The 18603-nt window shown below is 74.9% G+C and carries 17 protein-coding genes; 12 read left to right on the forward strand and 5 right to left on the reverse strand.

Annotated features, from left to right (window positions below):
* Position 1: 1 nt before the first annotated feature.
* Both SM577_RS15925 and SM577_RS15930 read left to right on the forward strand, forming a co-directional pair.
* Positions 2 to 1954, forward strand: coding sequence for a VWA domain-containing protein (locus SM577_RS15925; RefSeq protein ID WP_474587210.1), 1953 nt, complete (start codon positions 2 to 4; stop codon positions 1952 to 1954).
* Between the two features lie 626 nt (positions 1955 to 2580).
* Entirely contained in the window at positions 2581 to 3045 is a 465-nt protein-coding gene (locus SM577_RS15930) for a hypothetical protein (RefSeq protein WP_302918057.1), read from the forward strand.
* Positions 3046 to 3112: 67 nt separating this feature from the next.
* Here SM577_RS15930 and SM577_RS15935 read toward each other — a convergent pair whose 3' ends face one another.
* Positions 3113 to 4114 (reverse strand): GlxA family transcriptional regulator, encoded by a 1002-nt coding sequence (locus SM577_RS15935; RefSeq protein ID WP_474587211.1) that lies wholly within the window; start codon positions 4112 to 4114, stop codon positions 3113 to 3115.
* A 52-nt stretch (positions 4115 to 4166) separates the two neighbouring features.
* On the opposite strand from SM577_RS15935, the gene SM577_RS15940 reads away from it, so the two are divergent.
* Positions 4167 to 5474, forward strand: a complete 1308-nt coding sequence (locus SM577_RS15940) for an MFS transporter (protein ID WP_474587212.1) — start codon at positions 4167 to 4169, stop codon at positions 5472 to 5474.
* Positions 5475 to 5478: 4 nt separating this feature from the next.
* Here the strand turns inward: SM577_RS15940 and SM577_RS15945 are convergent, their stop codons facing one another.
* The 3 genes from SM577_RS15945 to SM577_RS15955 form a co-directional block, all read right to left on the reverse strand.
* A complete protein-coding gene (locus SM577_RS15945; RefSeq protein WP_474587213.1) occupies positions 5479 to 6186 on the reverse strand; it encodes an RICIN domain-containing protein in 708 nt (235 codons plus the stop codon).
* A gap of 67 nt (positions 6187 to 6253) precedes the next feature.
* Entirely contained in the window at positions 6254 to 6538 is a 285-nt protein-coding gene (locus SM577_RS15950) for a DUF427 domain-containing protein (protein ID WP_474582157.1), read from the reverse strand.
* A 109-nt stretch (positions 6539 to 6647) separates the two neighbouring features.
* Complete coding sequence (locus tag SM577_RS15955) at positions 6648 to 7118, reverse strand: aminoacyl-tRNA deacylase (RefSeq protein ID WP_474587214.1); 471 nt, start codon at positions 7116 to 7118, stop codon at positions 6648 to 6650.
* Between the two features lie 94 nt (positions 7119 to 7212).
* Here SM577_RS15955 and SM577_RS15960 point away from each other — a divergent pair, with 94 nt between their 5' ends.
* From SM577_RS15960 to SM577_RS16000, 9 genes are all read left to right on the forward strand, one after another.
* Complete coding sequence (locus tag SM577_RS15960; RefSeq protein WP_474582156.1) at positions 7213 to 8613, forward strand: FAD-binding oxidoreductase; 1401 nt, start codon at positions 7213 to 7215, stop codon at positions 8611 to 8613.
* Positions 8610 to 9953, forward strand: a complete 1344-nt coding sequence (locus tag SM577_RS15965) for a class I SAM-dependent methyltransferase (RefSeq protein ID WP_302918050.1) — start codon at positions 8610 to 8612, stop codon at positions 9951 to 9953. The genes SM577_RS15960 and SM577_RS15965 overlap by 4 nt, the downstream gene beginning before the upstream one ends.
* A gap of 145 nt (positions 9954 to 10098) precedes the next feature.
* Entirely contained in the window at positions 10099 to 10656 is a 558-nt protein-coding gene (locus SM577_RS15970) for a winged helix-turn-helix domain-containing protein (protein WP_302918049.1), read from the forward strand.
* Positions 10649 to 11524, forward strand: a complete 876-nt coding sequence (locus SM577_RS15975; RefSeq protein WP_474587215.1) for an SRPBCC family protein — start codon at positions 10649 to 10651, stop codon at positions 11522 to 11524. Before SM577_RS15970 ends, SM577_RS15975 begins: the two co-directional genes overlap by 8 nt.
* A 334-nt stretch (positions 11525 to 11858) precedes the next feature.
* The gene (locus SM577_RS15980; protein ID WP_474587216.1) at positions 11859 to 12767 is read left to right on the forward strand and encodes a CHRD domain-containing protein; all 909 of its coding nucleotides are present in this window, start codon (positions 11859 to 11861) and stop codon (positions 12765 to 12767) included.
* 180 nt (positions 12768 to 12947) lie between these two features.
* Positions 12948 to 13181 carry a zinc-ribbon domain-containing protein gene (locus tag SM577_RS15985; RefSeq protein ID WP_474582152.1) on the forward strand — a complete coding sequence of 78 codons (234 nt, stop codon included), beginning with the start codon at positions 12948 to 12950 and terminating at the stop codon, positions 13179 to 13181.
* 263 nt (positions 13182 to 13444) lie between these two features.
* A complete protein-coding gene (locus SM577_RS15990) occupies positions 13445 to 14839 on the forward strand; it encodes an MFS transporter (protein WP_302918045.1) in 1395 nt (464 codons plus the stop codon).
* Positions 14840 to 14894: 55 nt separating this feature from the next.
* Complete coding sequence (locus SM577_RS15995) at positions 14895 to 15992, forward strand: hypothetical protein (protein ID WP_302918044.1); 1098 nt, start codon at positions 14895 to 14897, stop codon at positions 15990 to 15992.
* Positions 15989 to 17467 (forward strand): hypothetical protein, encoded by a 1479-nt coding sequence (locus SM577_RS16000; protein WP_474587217.1) that lies wholly within the window; start codon positions 15989 to 15991, stop codon positions 17465 to 17467. Before SM577_RS15995 ends, SM577_RS16000 begins: the two co-directional genes overlap by 4 nt.
* Positions 17468 to 17581: 114 nt before the next feature.
* Here the strand turns inward: SM577_RS16000 and SM577_RS16005 are convergent, their stop codons facing one another.
* Positions 17582 to 18436, reverse strand: a complete 855-nt coding sequence (locus SM577_RS16005; RefSeq protein ID WP_474582149.1) for an alpha/beta fold hydrolase — start codon at positions 18434 to 18436, stop codon at positions 17582 to 17584.
* Positions 18437 to 18603 lie beyond the last annotated feature (167 nt).

Consider the following 18603-nt stretch of genomic DNA (forward strand, 5'->3'; position numbering starts at 1 on the left):
CGTGGCCGGCAACCGGTTCCGGTACGGGCAGTGGCGCGGCGGGCCCGACCCGCTGGCGCCCCCGTACGACGTGCGGGCGGCGGTCGACGCGGTGGGCGCGCAGGTGCTGGCCGGCGGCAGCCTGCGGGAGGCGCTGCGCGAGCTGCTGCGCCGGGGCCCGCAGGGCCGCGGCGGCCTGGACGACCTGGCGGCGCGGGCCCGGCGGCTGCGCCGCGAGGCGCTGCGCCGCGGTGACCTGGACGGGGCGGTGACCCGGTCCCGGGCGCTGCTCGACCAGGCGCTCGCGGCCGAGCGGGACGAGCTGCGCGGCCGGGACGACGACGCGGCGCGCTTCGCCGAGGCGGTGCTGGACAACCTGCCCCGCTCCACCGCCCGGGCGGTGGAGGAGCTGGCCGGCTACGAGTGGGCCAGCGACGAGGCGCGCCGGTCGTACCAGCAGATCCTCGACGGGTTGCGCGACGACGTGCTGGGACAGCGGTTCGCCGGGCTGCGCGACGCGGTACGGGCGTCGGCGGATCCGGCGGCCCAGCAGCGGCTGGCCGAGATGATGCGCGACCTGAACGACCTGCTGGCGCGGCACGCCCGCGCGGATGACACCACCGACGCGTTCGCCGAGTTCATACGCCGGCACGGCGACTTCTTCCCGGAACAGCCGAAGGACGTCGACGAGCTGGTGGACGTGCTGGCCCGGCGGGCGGCGGCGGGTGAGCGGCTGATGCGGTCGCTGTCGGACCGGCAGCGCGAGGAGCTGGCCGGGCTGATGCGCCAGTCGCTCGGCGACCGGTTGGCCGGGGAACTGTCCGCGCTGGACGCCCACCTGCGCGCGCTCCGCCCCGACCTGGCCTGGGGGCGCGGCGAGCGGGTCCGCGGCGAGCGACCGCTGGGCTACGGCGAGGCGGCCGGCGCGCTCGGCGAGATCGCCGAGCTGGACGAGCTGCTGGATTCCCTGGACCAGGACTATCCGGGGGCGACCCTGGACGACGTCGACGTCGACGCGGTGGCCCGGACGCTGGGCCGGGACGCGGCCGACGACGTACGCCGGTTGCGGGAGCTGGAGCGGGAGCTGCGCCGGCAGGGCTGGGTGAGCCGCGACGCGGACGGGCTGACCCTGAGCCCGAAGGCGCTGCGGCGGCTCGGCGGCACCGCGCTGCGGCGGGTCTTCGCCGACCTGACCGCCGGGCCCCGCGGCCAGCACGACCTGCGCTCGGCGGGCGCCGCCGGCGAGGTCAGCGGCGGCTCCCGGCCCTGGGAGTACGGCGACGAGCAGCCGCTGGACGTGGTGCGGACGCTGACCCGGGCGGTCCGCCGGGCCGGGCCGGGCGTGCCGGTGCAGCTGGCGGTCGAGGACTTCGAGGTGGTGGAGACCGAGCGGCGGGCCTCGGCGGCGGTGGCGCTCTGCGTCGACCTGTCCTACTCGATGATCTCGCAGGGACGCTGGGGGCCGATGAAGCAGACAGCGCTGGCCCTGGCGCACCTGATGGCGACCCGGTTCCCGCAGGACGCGCTCCAGATCATCGGGTTCGGCCGGCAGGCGCTGCCGCTGAGCCAGCACGAGCTGGCCGCCGTCGAGCCGGACATGGAGCAGGGCACCAACCTCCAGCACGCGCTGCGGCTGGCCGGCCGGCACCTGCGCCGGCACCCGGACGCCGAGCCGGTGGTGCTGGTGGTCACCGACGGGGAGCCGACCGCGCACCTGGACCCGGACGACGGGGAGGCGCTGTTCCACTGGCCGCCGCTGCCGGAGACCATCGAGGCGACGATCGGCGAGGTCGACCGGCTCACCCGCTACGGCGCCACGCTCAACCTGTTCATGCTCGGCGACGACGACGGGCTGCGGCGCTTCGTCGACGCGGTGGCCCGCCGCTCGCGCGGGCGGATGTTCACCCCGGACCTGGACGACCTGGGCGAGTACGTCGTCTCCGACTATCTGCGCGCCCGCCACGGCCGCCGCTGACCCGCCGCCCGCATCCGTGCGCGTGCGGCGCTGGTCGCGGCCGGCGCGGCGCGGTGGCCGGCGTGGCGGGCAGCCCGGCGCGGTGGCCGGTGTGGCGGGCAGCCCGGCGCGGTGGCCGGTGTGGCGGGCAGCCCGGCGCGGTGGCCGGCGTGGCGGGCAGCCCGGCGCGGTTCCGGGGGTTCGGGCCCTGTGGAGCTGCCCCATCTGTGAGGGCGCCCGGCCATGGCGCCGGCCCGTCGGGGTGCCGGTCGTTCGGGCAGCCACCGCCCGTCGGAGTGCTGCTCGATCAAGCAGCCCTCGCCGGTCGGAGTGCCGCTCGGTCGGGCAGCCCTCGCCGGGCGGGCACCTGCCGCCTCTGATGCCGGCGGGCCCGGTTGTCCCGGGTCGCCGGCCGCCCGGCTGTCGCAGTCGCTGCCCCTGGTCCTACCGGTGGGGCAGCTCGACAGCGTCCCGTCAGTCGTTCCACCGGCCGATCCCGGATCCGGCTGACGGCGCGGGGACCCCGCCTGGCGGTGCCGGGATGCCGGCCGCGCCCACCGCCGACGGCGGCGGCGCCGGGTCCCGTCCGGGTGAACCGACCACCGGAACGCCGGACCGGCCGGCGCGGGCCGGGCTTCACTGAGCGTATGGACAGTGGGGCGTTACGGGACGCGTACGCGCAGGTGCTGGCCGAGGTCGACGCCGGCGGATTCGGACCGCCGCCGGAGGGGCAGCTCAGCGCCGAGCAGATCGTCGCCCACCTGGCCGCCAACGACGAGCTGATGGTCGAGGCGACCGAGGCGGTGCTGGCCGGGGCGCCGTTCGCCTACTACGACCTGGAGACCATCCACCGCCCGCAGGTCGACGCGCTGGTCGCCGAGTGCGGCGGGCTGGACGCCCTGGCCACCCTGCTGCGCGCCACCAGCCAGAAGCTCTGCGCGCTCACCGAGCGGCTCGGCCCGGCGGCGCAGACCCCGGTCGACACCCACCTGCGCGAGGGCTACGACCTCAACGTGGACGAGCCGCTGCCCTGGGGCCGCACCCTCGACCTGCACACCCGGGTGCACCTGCCCAAGCACCTGGCCCAGCTGCGGATGCTCCGCGCCGGCTGACGGAGGCGGCCCCCGCTCGCCGGCCGGGGGCGGGGCGTCGGCCGGTCCGCCGGTCGGCCGGCGTCGGTCAGGCCGGCTCGGGCTGGCGGCGGAAGGCGCGGCGGTACGCCGACGGGGCCACCCCGATCCGCAGGTGCAACTGCTGGCGCAGGGCCGCCGCGGTGCCGAAGCCGCAGCGGCGGGCCACCTGGTCGACGGTGAGGTCGGTGGTCTCCAGCAGTAGCCGGGCGTGGTCGGTGCGCTGCTGGAGCAGCCACTGGGCCGGGCTGAGGCCGGTCTCCGAGCGGAACCGGCGGGTGAAGGTGCGCACGCTCATCCGGGCCTGCTCGGCCAGGTCGCGCAGGGTCACCGGCTCGTGCAGCCGCTGCCGGGCCCACTCCCGGGCGGCGGCGGTGCTGGCGTCGGCGGCCCGGGGCACCGGCCGCTCGATGTACTGGGCCTGACCGCCGTCCCGCCACGGTGGCACCACACAGCGCCGGGCCGCCCGGTTGGCCACCTCGCTGCCGTGGTCGGTGCGGATCACGTGCAGGCACAGGTCGAGCCCGGCGGCCACCCCGGCCGAGGTGAGCAGCCGGTCGTCGGGGATGAAGAGCACGTCGGGGTCGAGGTCCACCGCCGGGTGCAGCCGGCGGAACCGCTCGGCGTACGCCCAGTGGGTGGTGGCCCGGCGCCCGTCCAGCAGGCCGGCGGCGGCCAGCACGAAGGCCCCGGTGCAGATCGACATGACCCGGGCGCCCCGCTCGTACGCGGCGCGCAGCGCCTCGGCCACCTCCGCGTCGAGGGTGCCGTCGGTCAGCGGCGTCCCGCCGTGAATCCCCGGCACGACCACCGTGTCGGCGGTGGCCAGCAGTTCCAGCCCGTGGTCGGGAAGCACCCGGTAGCCGCCGCTGCTGCGGATCGTCCGGGCGCCCGGGGTGCACACCTGCACCGTGTAGAGCGGCGTCAGGTCGGCGTCGCGGGCGGTGCCGAAGACCTGGGCGGGGGTGCCGAGGTCGAGGCCGACGACGTCGTCGAGGGCGAGCACCGCGATCCGGTGCCGGTGCAGAGTCATGGCCCGATTATTGCGCATGATGGCTTTCCGGCCACTCGTCGGTGCGGGCGTGGATCCCGAGACTCGACACGTGACCCGATCCCGTCGCCTGCACCCGGCCTGGACCGTCGCCGCGGTCGCCTTCGTCGCGCTGGTCGGCGCGGCCGGCTTCCGGGCCGCCCCGTCGGTGCTGCTGCACCCGCTGCACGCCGAGTTCCGCTGGCCGCTGGCCACCATCTCCGCCGCGGTCTCGGTCAACCTGCTGCTCTACGGGCTCACCGCGCCGTTCGCCGCCGCCCTGATGGACCGGTTCGGCATCCGGCGGGTGGTCACCACCGCGCTGCTGCTGGTCGCGGCCGGCAGCGGGCTGACCGTCTTCATGACGGCGAGCTGGCAGCTCATCCTCTGCTGGGGCGTGCTGGTCGGGCTGGGCACCGGGTCGATGGCGCTGGCCTTCGTGGCGACCGTCACCGGACGCTGGTTCGTGCACCGCCGCGGGCTGGTCACCGGGGTGCTCACCGCCGGCGGCGCGACCGGCCAACTGGTCTTCCTCCCGCTGGTCGCCCTCCTCGTCGGCGAGTACGGGTGGCGGTCGGCGGCGCTCGTCGTGGCCGGGGCCGCGCTGGCGGTCGTACCGCTGGTGGTCTGGCTGCTGCGCGAGCACCCGGCGGACCTGGGGCTGCCGGCCTACGGCGCGGCCGAGGTGACGCCCCCGGCGCCGCCGGCCGGCGGCGCCGCAGCGCGGGCTCTCGGCGCGCTGGCCCAGGCGGCCCGCACCCGGCCGTTCTGGCTGCTGGCCGGCGGCTTCGCGATCTGCGGTGCGACCACCAACGGGCTGGTCGGCACCCACTTCGTGCCGGCCGCGCACGACCACGGCATGCCGCAGACCACGGCGGCCGGGCTGTTGGCGCTGGTCGGGCTCTTCGACATCGTCGGCACCATCGCCTCCGGCTGGCTGACCGACCGGGTGGACCCCCGGCTGCTGCTCGGCGCCTACTACGCGCTGCGCGGCGGCTCGCTGCTGGTGCTGCCCGGGCTCTTCGCGGCCACCGCCGAGCCGAGCATGCTGGTGTTCATCGTCTTCTACGGGCTGGACTGGGTGGCCACGGTGCCACCGACGGTGGCGCTGTGCCGGGAGTACTTCGGCGCCTCCGCGGCGGTCGTCTTCGGCTGGGTGTTCGCCGCGCACCAGGTGGGCGCCGCGCTCGCCGCGACCGGCGCCGGGCTGGTCCGCGACCAGCTCGGTGACTACGCGCTGGCCTGGTTCGCCGCCGGGGCGCTGTCGATCGGCGCGGCCGGGCTGTCGCTGCTGCTGCGGCGCCGCCCGGGCGCCCCGGTCGCGCCGCTGGCCGTGCCGGTCGCGGCGACCGGCCGGCGGGCGTGGAGCTACCGGGGCTGACCGGTCAGGCCACTGTCCACTGCTGCTCGACCGTGCCGGTGCAGGCGGCCTGTTCGACGTCGTCGCCGACCTCGGTGCCGCCGTCGTCCACCTGCCCGCAGCGGCCGCTGTGCACCGCGACCAGCAGCACCGGGCCGGTGCCGGTCGGGGTCAGCCGCCACTGCTGGTTGGCCTGGCCGTGGCAGGGGAACTGGAGCAGCTTGGTGCCGTCGTCGGTGCCGGCCCCCTCGACGTCGAGGCACTGCCCGGTGGCGGCGTTGGTCAGCGTCACCACGTCCGGGCCGGCCGGGTTGACCACCCACTGCTGCTCCGGTCCGCCCGTGCAGACCGCGAGCTGCGCCGGCGCCCGCTCGCCGGTGCCGTCCAGGCCGAGGCAGAGCCCGGACGCGGCGGCCCGGAACACCCGGGGGCCGGCCGTCGGCGCCGCCGGGGTGGTCGGGGCGGCCGTCGGCGAGGCGGCGGGGCTGCTCGGCGCCGGTTCGCTCGCCGCCGGGGCGCTCTCCGGCGCCGCGGACGGCGTGCCGGCCGACGCCGGCACCACCGGCTCGGCATCGCCGCCGAGCACGCCGGTGGCGAAGAAGACCCCGAGCAGGACGCCGGCCAGCCCGACGCCGAGCGCCGTGCGCATCAGCGGATCGCGGGGCAGCCCCGGGCGCGACGCGCGCCGGCCGCCGTAGACCGTGCCGGCCGGGTCGTTGCGCTCTTCGGTCATACCGGCATCCTGGCCCACTCCGGCCGCCGGCGGCCAGCCGGCCCCCGCGGGGGTGACCCCGCGGCGCTCAGTCGACGACCCGGACGTCCTTCCAGAAGGCGACCCGGTCGCGGACCAGCTCCGCCTCGGGCTTCGGGTCGGGGTAGTACCAGACGGCGTCGGCGCTTCGCCGGCCGTCGTGCTCAAGGGTGTAGTAGGACGCGGTGCCCTTCCACGGGCAGACGGTGTGGGTCGGCGACTCGCGGATCAGGTCGTCGCGCAGCGCGGACCGGGGGAAGTAGTGGTTGCCCTCCACCAGCACGGTGTCGTCGCTCTCGGCCACGACCAGGTCGTTCCAGACGGCTTTCGGCATGGCTCCCACGCTATGCCGGCGGCCGGCCCGCGGCCACCGCGCGATCCGGCCCTCGGCGCTGAGCGCAATGGCCGGCCGGCGGTCGGCGCGCCGGACCGCCGGCCCCGCGTCAGCGGGCGGGTTCCGGGTCGGTGACGTCGGCGACCGTGGCCGCCAGCAGGTCGAGTGCCCGGTCCGCGTCCACCGCCACGGCCGCCCCGTGCTCGCCGGCGCCGAGGGTGATCTGCCGGCCGCGCAGCCGCTCGTCGGCGACCGCCGGCCAGGCGGTGCTGGCGCCGAACGGGGTGATGGTGCCCCGCTCGTAGCCGGTCACCGCCTTCGCCGTGGCCGCGTCGGGCAGGGAGAGCCGGTTGACGTGGAGCAGCGCGCGCAGCTTCGGCCAGGAGATCACCCGGTCGCCGGGGGTGAGCACGAAGAGGTGGTCGTCCGGGCCGCGCCGGACGACGATGGTCTTCACCACGTCCGGTACGGCCACCCCGCGCGCCTGAGCGGCCTCGGCCAGGCTGCGTACCGGCCCGTGCCGGATCACCCGGTAGGGCAGGCCGGTGGCGTCCAGGGCGGCGTACGCGGGAGAGGGCATGCCGGCCACGGTAACCCGGCCGATCCTTCCGAGATGCGAAATGGCCACCGTGGACATCCCACGCCGAAGGCGTCTCGGCGCGTAAAGTGATCTCATGTGCGCGGTCCGTGTGGATCATCATCCGGTCGACCACGAGAGTGCGGTGGCCCAGTTGCGGCGCTCCTACGCCGCGGTGCCCGCCGGTGCGCCGGTCCGGCTCGCCAAACGCACCTCCAACCTGTTCCGCCCGCGATCCGCGCCCCGCATCCCGGGCCTGGACGTCAGCGGCCTGACCGGGGTGCTGGCCGTCGACCCGGCCGCCCGCACCGCCGACGTGCAGGGCATGTGCACGTACGAGGACCTGGTCGACGCGACCCTGCCGCACGGGCTGATGCCACTGGTGGTGCCGCAGCTGCGCACCATCACCCTCGGCGGCGCGGTGACCGGGCTGGGCATCGAGTCCACCTCGTTCCGCAACGGCCTGCCGCACGAGTCGGTGCTCGAACTCGACGTGCTCACCGGCGCCGGCGAGATCGTCACCGCCCGGCCCGAGGGCGAGCACGCCGACCTGTTCGCCGCGTTCCCCAACTCGCTGGGCAGCCTCGGCTACGCCACCCGGCTGCGCATCGAACTCCAGCCGGTCCGCCGGCACGTGGCGCTGCGCAACGTGCGGTTCACCCGGTTGGAGGAACTGGTCGACGCGATCGCCGAGGTGAGCGCCACCCGTTCCTTCGGCGGCGTCGAGGTGGACGCGATGGACGGGGTGATGTTCAGCCCGGGCGAGGCGTACCTGGTGCTGGGCACGTTCACCGCCGACGCGGGCGAGGTCAGCGACTACACCGGGCAGGACATCTACTACCGCTCGCTGCGCCGGCGCACCCGGGACGCGCTGACCGCGTACGACTATCTGTGGCGCTGGGACACCGACTGGTTCTGGTGTTCGGCGGCCTTCGGGGTGCAGCACCCGGTGGTCCGCCGGATCTGGCCGGCGCGGTGGCGGCGCAGCGACGTCTACCACCGGCTGGTGCGGCTGGAGCACCGGCACGGGGTGGCCGCCCGGATCGACCGGCTGCGGGGCCTGCCCGCCCGCGAGCGGGTGGTGCAGGACGTGGAGATCCCGCTGGATCGGACGGCGGAGTTCCTGCGCTGGTTCGCCCGCACCGTCGGGATGAGCCCGGTCTGGCTCTGCCCGCTGCGGCTGCGCGAGCCGACCGGCCCGGGATCGGCCCGGGCCTGGCCGCTGTATCCCCTGCGGCCCGGGCAGGACTACGTCAACATCGGATTCTGGGGGAGCGTGCCGATCGCGGAGGGCGCCGCCGACGGCGACGTCAACCGGTCGATCGAGCGCGAGGTGTCGGAGCTGGGCGGGCACAAGTCGCTCTACTCCGACGCGTACTACGACCGGGCGTCCTTCGACCGGCTCTACGGGGGCGAGACCTGGCGCGCGGTGAAGGACCGTTACGACCCGGATCACCGGCTGACCGGACTGTACGAGAAGGCGGTTGCACGACAATGAGCCTGACCGATCGAGACCAGGGAGCGGCGAGCACTCCCGCCACCCCGCCGGCGGGGGGCCGGCGGATCGGCCCGACAGTGGCCGACGTGATCCGCGCGGTGACCACCGGCCCGCTGCCGGTGCGGGTCACCGCTTACGACGGCAGCGCGCTCGGCCCGACCGACGCCGGGATCACCCTGGCCGTCCGCTCCGAGCGAGGGCTGTCCTACCTGCTCACCGCCCCGGGTGACCTGGGCATGGCGCGCGCCTACGTCAGCGGGGACCTGGCGTTGGAGGGGGTGCACCCGGGCGACCCGTACGAGGCGCTGCGGGTGCTCAAGGACGAGATGCGCCTGCGGGTGCCGTCGCTGACCGAGGGGCTGAGCCTGGTCCGCCGGCTGGGCTGGGAACGGCTGCTGCCGCCACCCCCGCCGCCGCAGGAGGCGCTGCCGCGGTGGAAGCGGGTGGTGAACGGGCTGCGCCACTCCCGGACCCGGGACAGCAACGCGATCTCCCACCACTACGACGTGTCGAACGCCTTCTACGAGAAGGTGCTCGGCCCCTCGATGACGTACACCTGCGCGCTGTTCCGCAGCCCGGACGACACCCTGGAGCAGGCCCAGGCGGCCAAGTACGACCTGGTCGCCGGCAAGCTGGCGCTCAAGCCGGGGATGCGGCTGCTCGACGTGGGGTGCGGCTGGGGCGGCATGGTCCGGCACGCGGCCCGCGAGTACGGCGTGAAGGCGCTCGGTGTGACGCTGTCCCGGGCCCAGGCGCAGTGGGCCCAGGCGGCGATCGAGCGGGAGGGGCTGACCGAGCTGGCCGAGGTGCGCCACCTCGACTACCGGGACGTGCCGCCGCAGCAGTTCGACGCCGTCTCCTCGATCGGGCTGACCGAACACATCGGGGTGCGCAACTACCCGGCCTACTTCGGCTTCCTGCGCGACCGGCTGCGGCCGGGCGCGCGCCTGCTGAACCACTGCATCACCCGGGCGGACAACCACGCCCCGCACCGGTCGGGCGCGTTCATCGACCGGTACGTCTTCCCCGACGGTGAGCTGGCCGGCCCCGGCCGGCTGATCAGCGAGCTGCACGACGTGGGGCTGGAGGTGCACCACGAGGAGAACCTGCGCCAGCACTACGCGCTGACGCTGGCCGGCTGGTGCCGCAACCTGGTGGCGCACTGGGACTTCTGCGTGGGCGAGGTGGGGGTGGGCACGGCCCGGGTCTGGGGGCTCTACATGGCCGGTTCCCGCCTGGCGTTCGAGCGCAACGGCATCCAGCTGCACCAGGTGCTGGCCACCCGCAACGGGCCGGACGGGTCGAACAGCTACCCGTTGCGCCCGGACTGGCTGCCCTGAGCACCCACACCGCCTCCGGCGGGTGGCGCAGGTCGCGGACGAAGACCAAGGTCCTGCCCGCCCGCTGACGAAGGCCGCGCGGATCGCGCGGCCTTTCGTCGAACCCATTGACAAAGAAGTTTTGTACGTACAAACTGATTTTGCCATGAGAGAAGTCCTGTACCTGGAGCAGATCGAGCAGGCCGAAGCCCTGCTCAAGCCGCAGCGCGTCGAGGTGCTGCGGCAGTTGGCCGAGCCTCGCACCTGCACCGAGGTCGCGACCCGGCTGGAGCAGACGCCGCAGCGCGTCTACTACCACGTCAAGCAACTGGTGGCGGCCGGCCTGGTCGAGCGGGTCAGCGAGCGCCGGGTCCGCGGCATCACCGAGGGCATCTACCAGGCGGCCGCCCGGTCGTACTGGCTCTCGCCCCGGCTGGTCGGCCGGATCGGTCTGCGCCGGGCGCGGGACGAGCTGAGCCTGGGCTACCTGCTCGACCTGATGGAGGAGGTCCAGGCCGACATCGCCGGGCTCGACCGCGCCGCCCCCGAACTCCCCTCGGTCGGGGTGTCCGGCGAGATCCGGGTGCCGGCGGCGCAACGACAGCAGTTCCTGCACGACCTGCAGACCGCCCTGCAGGGCCTTTTCACCCGCTACGGGGGCGCCGAGGGAGACGCCTTCAAGCTCGCCGTGGCCTGCTACCCGAAGGGGAACGACCGTGAGTGAACCGATGAAGCTGCACGCCCGCCTGGCCGCGCCGGTGGAGACCGTCCGCCGCGCCCTGACCGACCCCGCCGAGCTGCGCGTCTGGCTGGCCGAGCACGCCGAGGTCGACGTCCCGGGCCGGTACGAGTTCTGGGGCCGGTTCACCCCGGAGGGCGACGCCCCGCACCAGCGGCTGCTGCACGTCGACGACGACACCCTCCGCTTCGCCTGGCTGCTCGACGGGGTGGAGACCACCACCGAGTTCGCGCTGCGTGCCGAGGGCGCGGAGACGACGGTCCTCACGCTGACCCAGAGCCACTTCGACGTCAACGAGATGATGAGCGGCAGCAGCATCCGGGGCGTGCTGCAGACGTTCTGGAGCCTGTCCATCGCCAACCTGGCCGCCCACGTGGAGGGTGCGCCGCTGGTGCCCAAGGTCGACTTCACCTCCGCGGAACTGCGCGGCGAGTTGCTCATCGACGCGCCGATGGCCAGGGTGTACGAGTCGCTGACCGACTCCGAGCAGGCCAGCGCCTGGTTCGGCTATCCGATCGGCATCGAGCCCTGGGTCGGCGGCCGCTACGCGATGGGCGGCTTCGACGCCGGCTACGCGGCCAAGGTGATCGACCTGGAGCCCGGCCGGAAGATGTCGGTGGACTGGGGCCCGACCGGCGTGACTACCTGGGAGCTGGCCGAGTCGGCCGGGAAGACCAAGTTGACCTTCGTGCAGAGCGGCTTCGACGAGACCAACCCGCCGTACGCGGCCTGGGCGGGGTCGCTGTCGGGCCTGGCCGAGCTGCGCCGCTTCCACGAGGTGGCGGGCTGGCAGCCGATCTGGCTGCCGGCGGAGATCCCCGGCATGGAGCCCCAGCCGGCCGACGCCGGCTGAGCCGCCGCCATCGCACCAGAAGTGCCCGACCGCTGGACCGGCGGTCGGGCACTTTTGGTGTTGTCGGTACCCAACCCACCCCTGGTCGCCGTAGACCTCCCGACCTGCGGCATAGCACTCGAAGATCGCTGACGGTCGGATCAGTGAAGATGGCTCCGGTTTCCCCCGAACATGGGACAATTTCACCATAGGGTGCCAATCGATCCCGAGTGCCGGAGGTTCCGACACCACGTCGCTCCGGCACGCGGTGCCTTCGCGTGCCCGCGTCCCGTGACGGACGCGCATTCTGTGTCGTCGGTCGCGGGCTGGGATCCCCGTCTAGGAGGAAACAGCAATGATCATGCGACGTACTCGACTGTGGACGGTGGCGGTGGCGGCCAGCGCGGCCGTCGCCGCCACCGCCCTGGGTACCGCGGCCATGGGCGACGGCCGGGACGACTCCGGCGACAAGCGTGAGTCGCACGACCAGCGGGACTCCCGCGACTCGTGGGACTGGAGCGACTCACGCGGCAAGGAGGTGGTCCGGGCGAAGCTCAGCGGCTACGAGGAAGACCCGCTGACCATCTCCACGCCCGGCTTCGGCCGGTTCGTGGCGCACATCGACGAACGCAACAAGGAAATCAAGTACCAGCTGACCTACGACGAGCTCAACGACGTCCAGCAGGCGCACATCCACTTCGGGGGCCGGCACCAGAGCGGCGGGATCGCCGCCTTCCTCTGCTCCAACCTGAAGGACGCCAAGGGCGGGGCGGCGAAGCACGTCCCGGACTGCCCCAAGTCCCCGGCCAAGGTCGAGGGGACCATCAAGCCCGAGGACGTCGTCGGCCCCGCCGAGCAGGGCATCGAGCCGGGCGAGTTCGACGAGCTCGTCGACGCGATCGAGGCCGGCGTGACCTACGTCAACGTGCACACCAAGAAGTACCCGAACGGTGAGATCCGGGGCCAGATCAAGAGCGACGAGGACCGGAAGAAGGACGACGACCGGAAGAAGGACCACGAGTCCTGGGGCTGGGACGCCAGCGACGAGGGCCGGGACCGGGACCACAAGGACTCGGACTGGAGCCGGGACGAGCGGGACGAGGACCGGGACCACGGCAAGGGCGACGAGTCGGGCCGCGACGAGCACGACGAGAAGCGGGACCACGACAAGGGTGGCGAGTCGGGCCGCGACGAGCACGACGAGAAGCGGGACCACGACAAGGGTGGCGACCACTGGGACGGGTGGATGAACTCCGAGGGGTGACCCTGCCGACCCGCGAACCCTGAACGCCCGTCCCGGCATCCCGGGGCGGGCGTTCGGCCGCGCGGATTGGTGATCGTCCGCTGCCCGGCGGGTCACCGAGGACCGGATCGGCCTGCCGCGCAACAGACGATCATGGTCGTGGGGGTGTGTCGGGTGCCTCGGGGTGGGTAGTGGCGGGGGATGTTCCTCATCTTCGGGCTGCGCACCAAGGTCACCCGATCGGGCGTCGTGCAGCAGGTCTGCCGCAACTGCGGGAACCACGCGGCACAGGTGATCACCCGCCGGTCGACGAAGTTCAGCCTGTTCTTCATCCCGATCATCCCGATCCGCACCCGCTACCTCCAGCAGTGCTCGTACTGCGGGGCCCAGTACGAGGTCCCCAAGGCCGAGGCCCGGCGCCTTCCGGTCGGCTGAGCGTCGGCGATGGTCCGGTTCCTCTGCTGGCTGATCGGCCGGTGCCCGGAGGCCCCCGCGCACTCCCTCTCCCGGCCGCCCTGCACCCCCGGCCGTCGGCGGCGCCGGCGTGAGCGCCGTCCGCTGGCCGGCACCGCGCTGCCCCGTTCCCCCTGGAACCGCTCGGCCGGCCGGTGACCGGCCGCGTGTGATCTTCGACCCGGCGCGGATCTCGCCCCCGGCCACGGCAACTAGGCTGAGACGGCCGTCCGAACGGGGGAATCGTGCGCAACCATCCGGCCGTCGTGCTGGTCGCCGTCCTGCTGTCCACGCTCTCGTTGCCGGTGTCGCTGACCGGCGCCTCGGTCGCCCTGCCGGACATCGGTCGCGACCTCGACGCCGGGCTGGCCGGGGTGCAGTGGGTGGTGAACGGCTACAACGCCACCTTCGCCAGCTTCATGCTCGCCAGCGGCGCGCTCGCCGACCTGCTCGGCCGGCGTCGGGTCTTCGCCACCGGCGTCGGGATCTTCGCCGGCGCGGGGCTGCTCGCCGCGGTCGCCGACGACATCGTGCTGCTCGACGGCCTCCGCGCGCTCGCCGGCATCGGCGCGGCGGCCGCCGCCACCAGCGCGTCGGCGATCCTCGCCGGCACCTTCCACGGCCGGGCCCGGGCCCGCGCGTTCAGCGTCTTCGGCACGGCGATCGGCGTCGGCCTGGCGTTCGGCCCGTCCATCGCCGGGTTGCTCATCGACGCGTTCGGCTGGCGGTCGGTCTTCGCCGCGCCGGCGCTGGCCGGTCTGGTGGTGCTGGCCCTGGTGCCGCTGCTGCCCGAGTCCCGGCAGCCGGAGGGCGGGCGGATCGACTGGCCGGGCACCGGGTCGTTCACCGCCGCGTTGCTGCTGCTCATCTTCGGCTTCGTGCAGGGTCCGGAGCACGGCTGGGGCGATCCCGTCATCGTCGCCGCGTTCGCCGCCGCGCTGGCGCTGCTGGTGGTCTTCGTCCGGGTCGAGCGGGGCCGTGCCGAGCCGATGTTCGACCTGGCGCTGCTGGCCAGCCCCCGGTTCCTCGGCATCTGCCTGGCGGCGGCCACCATCGTCGCCGTGCTGGTGCCGCTGCTGGTCTACCTGCCGTCGTACCTGACCGCGGTGGTCGGGCTCAGCCCCGCCGCGGCCGGCGCGACGCTGATCCTGCTCACCGCGCCGACGCTGGTCCTGCCGCTGCTCAGCGGGGTGCTGACCCGACTGGTGCCGGCCCCGGCGGTGATCGTCGCGTCGGTCGCGGTGGTGGCCGTCGGCGCGGCCTGGGCCACTGTGCTCGGCCCGGACAGCGATCCCGGCGCGCTGGCCGGGCCGCTGCTCACCATCGGCGTCGGGGTGGGGCTCTCCATGGGGCTGCTCGACGCGCTGGCGATCGGCAGCGTGGCGCCGGCCCGGGCGGCCACCGGCGCCGGAATGATCAACACCGCCCGGCTGGCCAGCGAGACGGTCGCCATCGCGGTGGTCGGGGCGGTGGTCGCCAGCACCACGGCCGGCCGGCTCGCGGACCCGGGGTTCACCGGCGGGCTGCGCGTCGTGCTCTGGTCGATGGCCGGGGTCGCGCTGGTGGCGGCCGCGCTCGTCGCCGTGCTGGTGCGGCGGGGCGTGCCGGCGCCGGTGCCGGTCACCGCCGACAGCCGCTGACCCCGGTCGCGGCGCGCGTGGCGCGGAGCCGGTCCGGGCCTATCCTGGGCGGATCATGACGAGCAGCGAGCAGCGACTGGCGGCGATCCGTGGCGGGGTGCCGGCCCGGCGGCACAACGCCCGCACCATCGCCGCGCTGACCGGCAACCCGGGTTGCACCCGGCGGGCCGTCCTCGACGGCGCCGGGGTGGACAAGCCGAAGCTGGCCGAGCGGATCGGCTTCCCGGCCCGGTTCGGGCAGTCCCGGTTCGCCATCACCCGGGGCAACGCGTTCGAGGCGCAGCTCAAGGCGGACGGCGGCGTGGAGCTGCTGCGGCTGGTGGCGGAGCGGCTGGGCGTGCCGCCCGGCGACCGGGCCGACTGGACCGACCTCGGCGCCGACGACCTGGCGGACCGGCAGCGGCGCTCCCGGGAGGTGCTCGCCGCCGCCGTACCGGCCGGGCCGGACGAGCCGGCCGCGCTCTTCGACCACCCGCTGCTCGGCCTGGACGTCGCCGGCCGGCGGGTGTACCTGGAGCCGGACCTGGTCGCGGCCCGGCTCGCCGGCCGGTTCCACGTCGTGGAGATCAAGTCGTTCCCGGTGATCGACGGGCAGGCCGACCCGGGCAAGGTGGCCGCCGCGGCGATCCAGTCCGCCGTCTACGTGCTGGCGCTGCGCGAGCTGCTCACCGCCGAGGGGCACGACCCGGAGCTGGTGTCGCACGACGTGGTGCTGGTCTGCCCGCGCGACTTCGCCAACCAGCCGGTGGCGAGCCTGCTCGACGTGCGCAAGCAGCTGCTGGTGCTGCGCCGTCAACTGGACCGGATGGCCCGGATCGACGCGCTGCTGGCGGCCGTGCCCGAGGACTTCACCGCCGACCTGACCGCCGAGCCGGCGACGCTGGCCGCCGCGCTGTCCACCGTGGAGGCCCGTTACGCGCCGGACTGCCTGGCCGCCTGCGAGCTGGCGTACTTCTGCCGGCACGAGGCCCGGGAGCAGACCGCCGCGCTGGGCCGGCCGGTGCGCGAGGCGCTCGGCGGCGTGCCGACGGTGCCGGAGGTGCTGGCGCTCGCCACCGGCGAGCGGACCCCCGAGCCGGAGCAGGCGGAGGCCGCCGCGCTGTTGCGCGCCGCCGCCCGGTTGCGCGCCGAGGCCCTCGGGCTGCCGGCATGAGTACGCTGCGCGCGCTGGCCCGGGCGCAGGCGCTCGCCGCCGGGGTGGCGCAGCCGGTGGCCACCGTACGGCACCTGCACCTGTCGCCACGGCCGCTGGTGCTGGTGCCGCTGGCGATGGCCGGCGAGGCGAACGCCCCGCTGGCGATGCTGGTCGGCGCGGCGCCGGACGAGGCGCGGCTGCTGATCGTGCCGCAGCCCCGCAACCGCGACCAGCGCTTCGCGTTCGCCGCCGAGCTGGCGGCGGTGCTGCTGCCGTACCTGGACGGGCACCGGGGGGCCACCGAGGCGGTGGCGGTGGACCGGGGCCGGGACGTCCGCCACCGCTACGTCGACGCGCCGCAGCTGCTGGTGCCGAACCCGGCCGGGATCACCTTCCTGCGGCTGCTCGGCCGCGCCACCCGGTTCCGCCGGACCGACGGCGAGCATCCGGTGCACCCGTCGGTGCCGCTGCTGGGTCGCTGGCTGACCTTCTTCGCCGAGCGCGCCGAGCATCCGGGCTCGTCGGCGCTGGTGGCGATGACCGACGCGCTGACCCTGCACTGGGCGACCGGGCAGAGCGCGGTGGAGGACCTGCACCTGCCGGCGCTGCTCGGCTGGATCGACCCGCCGGCCGGGCACACCGGCGCCGAGGCGGCGGCCCTGGCCGAGGACCCGGCGCGCTGCCCGCCGGCCGGGCCGGCCACCGATCCCGAGTTCGACAACCGGTGGCTCGCCCCGGCGATCGCCGCGTACGCCGCCGCCGAGGCGGATCCGGCGGCCCGCGCGGCCGCGTACGCCGAGCTGGAACGGCTGCTGCGCGACCAGCTCGCGCCCACCTGGGAGCTGATGTGGCGCGGCGTGGGGTTGCTGCGCGCGCTGCCGCCCGGCGCCCGGGTCGAGGGCCGGTGGGCCGGCGACCGGGACGCGTTCACCGGCTACGCGGAGCACCTCGACGCGGGCGGCGGCCCGCAGCCCCGGCGCGACGGCGCGGTGGCGGCGGCCCAGCGGCTGCACCGGCTGGAGCGGGCGCTGACCTCCTACGCCGTGCAGCGCGCCTACGACGACCCGCTGGTGATGGCCGAGCACCGGCTGGCCGGTGAGGCGTTCGTCGGCGAGGTGACGCTGGCCGACCCGAAGCGGGTGGACGACAGCGGCAAGCGGCCGGTGCTGCGGCCCCGGATCCAGCTGGTCACCACCGAGCCGGTGCTGGTGCCGGTCGGCGCGGTGCTGTACTCGCCGACCCGGCCGGCGCAGAAGGCCCGGGTGGTGTTCGTGACCCCGGCCGCCGACGGCAAGACCGAGGTGGTGCTGGAGCTCTCCGGCGGGATGGGCCGCGGCCTGGCGGCGGCGCCCGGCAGCGTGCCGGAGGCGGGGGAGCGGCTCTGCTACACCACCCTCTCGGAGGCCTTCCTGCCGCCCGCCACCTTCCCCACCGCCGAGGAAACCCCCTGGACCCACGGCGGCCCACCCACCCCCACCCCCGACCCCGGTTGATCATGAGGTTGGCGGCGGTCTCGATCTCCGTTGCTGCCGCCAACCTCATGATCACCGAGCGATGGCGGGGGTGGGGGTGGGGGGTGTGGGGTGGGTGGGGGGTGGGTGGTGGATTCAGGGTGCGTTTGCGGTGACGGGCGCCGCTACCAGCCACTCGAGGACGGCCGGTGTCGCGTCGAAGTGACCGGCGTGGCCGGCATCCGGCTGGACCTCGAGCTCGGCGCCGGGGATGCGCGCCGCGAGCCACCGGCCGTGCGCGGCGGGCACGGCCTGGTCGAGCGCGCCGTGCCACACCCGCACCGGTCGCGACACGGTCGCCGGGTCGAAACCCCACGGCAGCCCGAAGAGGGCGTGCACGTCGTCGACCCAGCCGTCGAGGCCCGGCCGGACGGCCTCGGCGAACGCGGCCCTGACCATGGCGTTGATCTCCGGCCTAGCGAGCACGGCCTGGTCGTTGGCGGGCAACAGCGCCGGCCCGCCCTGGTCCACAGCAGCGAGGTGCGCCTCGACGGCTGCCCGGCCCCGCAAGGCCGCTGCCGCGCTGCGGCGATTGCCGTCGGCCATGCCGGCCGTCCACTCGAGGCCCGCGGCGTCGCGGGGCGCCAGGCTCGCCAGCACCGCCACCCGGACGACCCGCTCCGGGTACCGGGCGGCGAACGCCAGCGCGTGTGGCCCGCCGCCAGATACCCCGACGACCGAAAGCCGGTCCAGATCGAGCGCGTCGACGATAGCCGCGATGTCGTCGGCACCGTCAACGACCCGACGGCCCGGTCTCGGTGTCGAGCGACCGAACCCTGGCCGGTCGTAGGTGACGAGCCGTACGCCGAGCCGCTCGAAAAGCGCCGGATCGGGATACCGCGCCAGGCGGCTCATCGGACTACCGCACACCGACAGCACCGGTGCTCCGTCGGGAACGCCCCACTCCTCGACCGCCAGGATCCGTCCGTCCCCCGTGTGAACCTCATGCACGACCACCACGGTAGGCCGCCGACCTGCTGATGATCAATCTGCTGTCAGCTAACACGACGAGACCGACGTCAAGGCTGCCGTTGTCACCGGGTTCGTTGCCGACCGCCCGGTGCCGTCAGCCCACCGGCCGAGTGCCCGCACCACCGCGTCGAGTTCGTACCCCCGAC

This window comes from Micromonospora desertarenae, from assembly GCF_056150265.1.

Bases quoted from the DNA above. Each gene is read 5' to 3' on its own strand.
- SM577_RS15930 (WP_302918057.1), top strand. From the start codon at position 2,581: ATGGACAGTGGGGCGTTACGGGACGCGTACGCGCAGGTGCTGGCCGAG.
- SM577_RS15935 (WP_474587211.1), bottom strand. From the start codon at position 4,114: ATGCGCAATAATCGGGCCATGACTCTGCACCGGCACCGGATCGCGGTG.
- SM577_RS15945 (WP_474587213.1), bottom strand. From the start codon at position 6,186: ATGACCGAAGAGCGCAACGACCCGGCCGGCACGGTCTACGGCGGCCGG.
- SM577_RS15950 (WP_474582157.1), bottom strand. From the start codon at position 6,538: ATGCCGAAAGCCGTCTGGAACGACCTGGTCGTGGCCGAGAGCGACGAC.
- SM577_RS15955 (WP_474587214.1), bottom strand. From the start codon at position 7,118: ATGCCCTCTCCCGCGTACGCCGCCCTGGACGCCACCGGCCTGCCCTAC.
- SM577_RS15960 (WP_474582156.1), top strand. From the start codon at position 7,213: ATGTGCGCGGTCCGTGTGGATCATCATCCGGTCGACCACGAGAGTGCG.
- SM577_RS15965 (WP_302918050.1), top strand. From the start codon at position 8,610: ATGAGCCTGACCGATCGAGACCAGGGAGCGGCGAGCACTCCCGCCACC.
- SM577_RS15970 (WP_302918049.1), top strand. From the start codon at position 10,099: ATGAGAGAAGTCCTGTACCTGGAGCAGATCGAGCAGGCCGAAGCCCTG.
- SM577_RS15980 (WP_474587216.1), top strand. From the start codon at position 11,859: ATGATCATGCGACGTACTCGACTGTGGACGGTGGCGGTGGCGGCCAGC.
- SM577_RS15985 (WP_474582152.1), top strand. From the start codon at position 12,948: ATGTTCCTCATCTTCGGGCTGCGCACCAAGGTCACCCGATCGGGCGTC.
- SM577_RS15995 (WP_302918044.1), top strand. From the start codon at position 14,895: ATGACGAGCAGCGAGCAGCGACTGGCGGCGATCCGTGGCGGGGTGCCG.
- SM577_RS16000 (WP_474587217.1), top strand. From the start codon at position 15,989: ATGAGTACGCTGCGCGCGCTGGCCCGGGCGCAGGCGCTCGCCGCCGGG.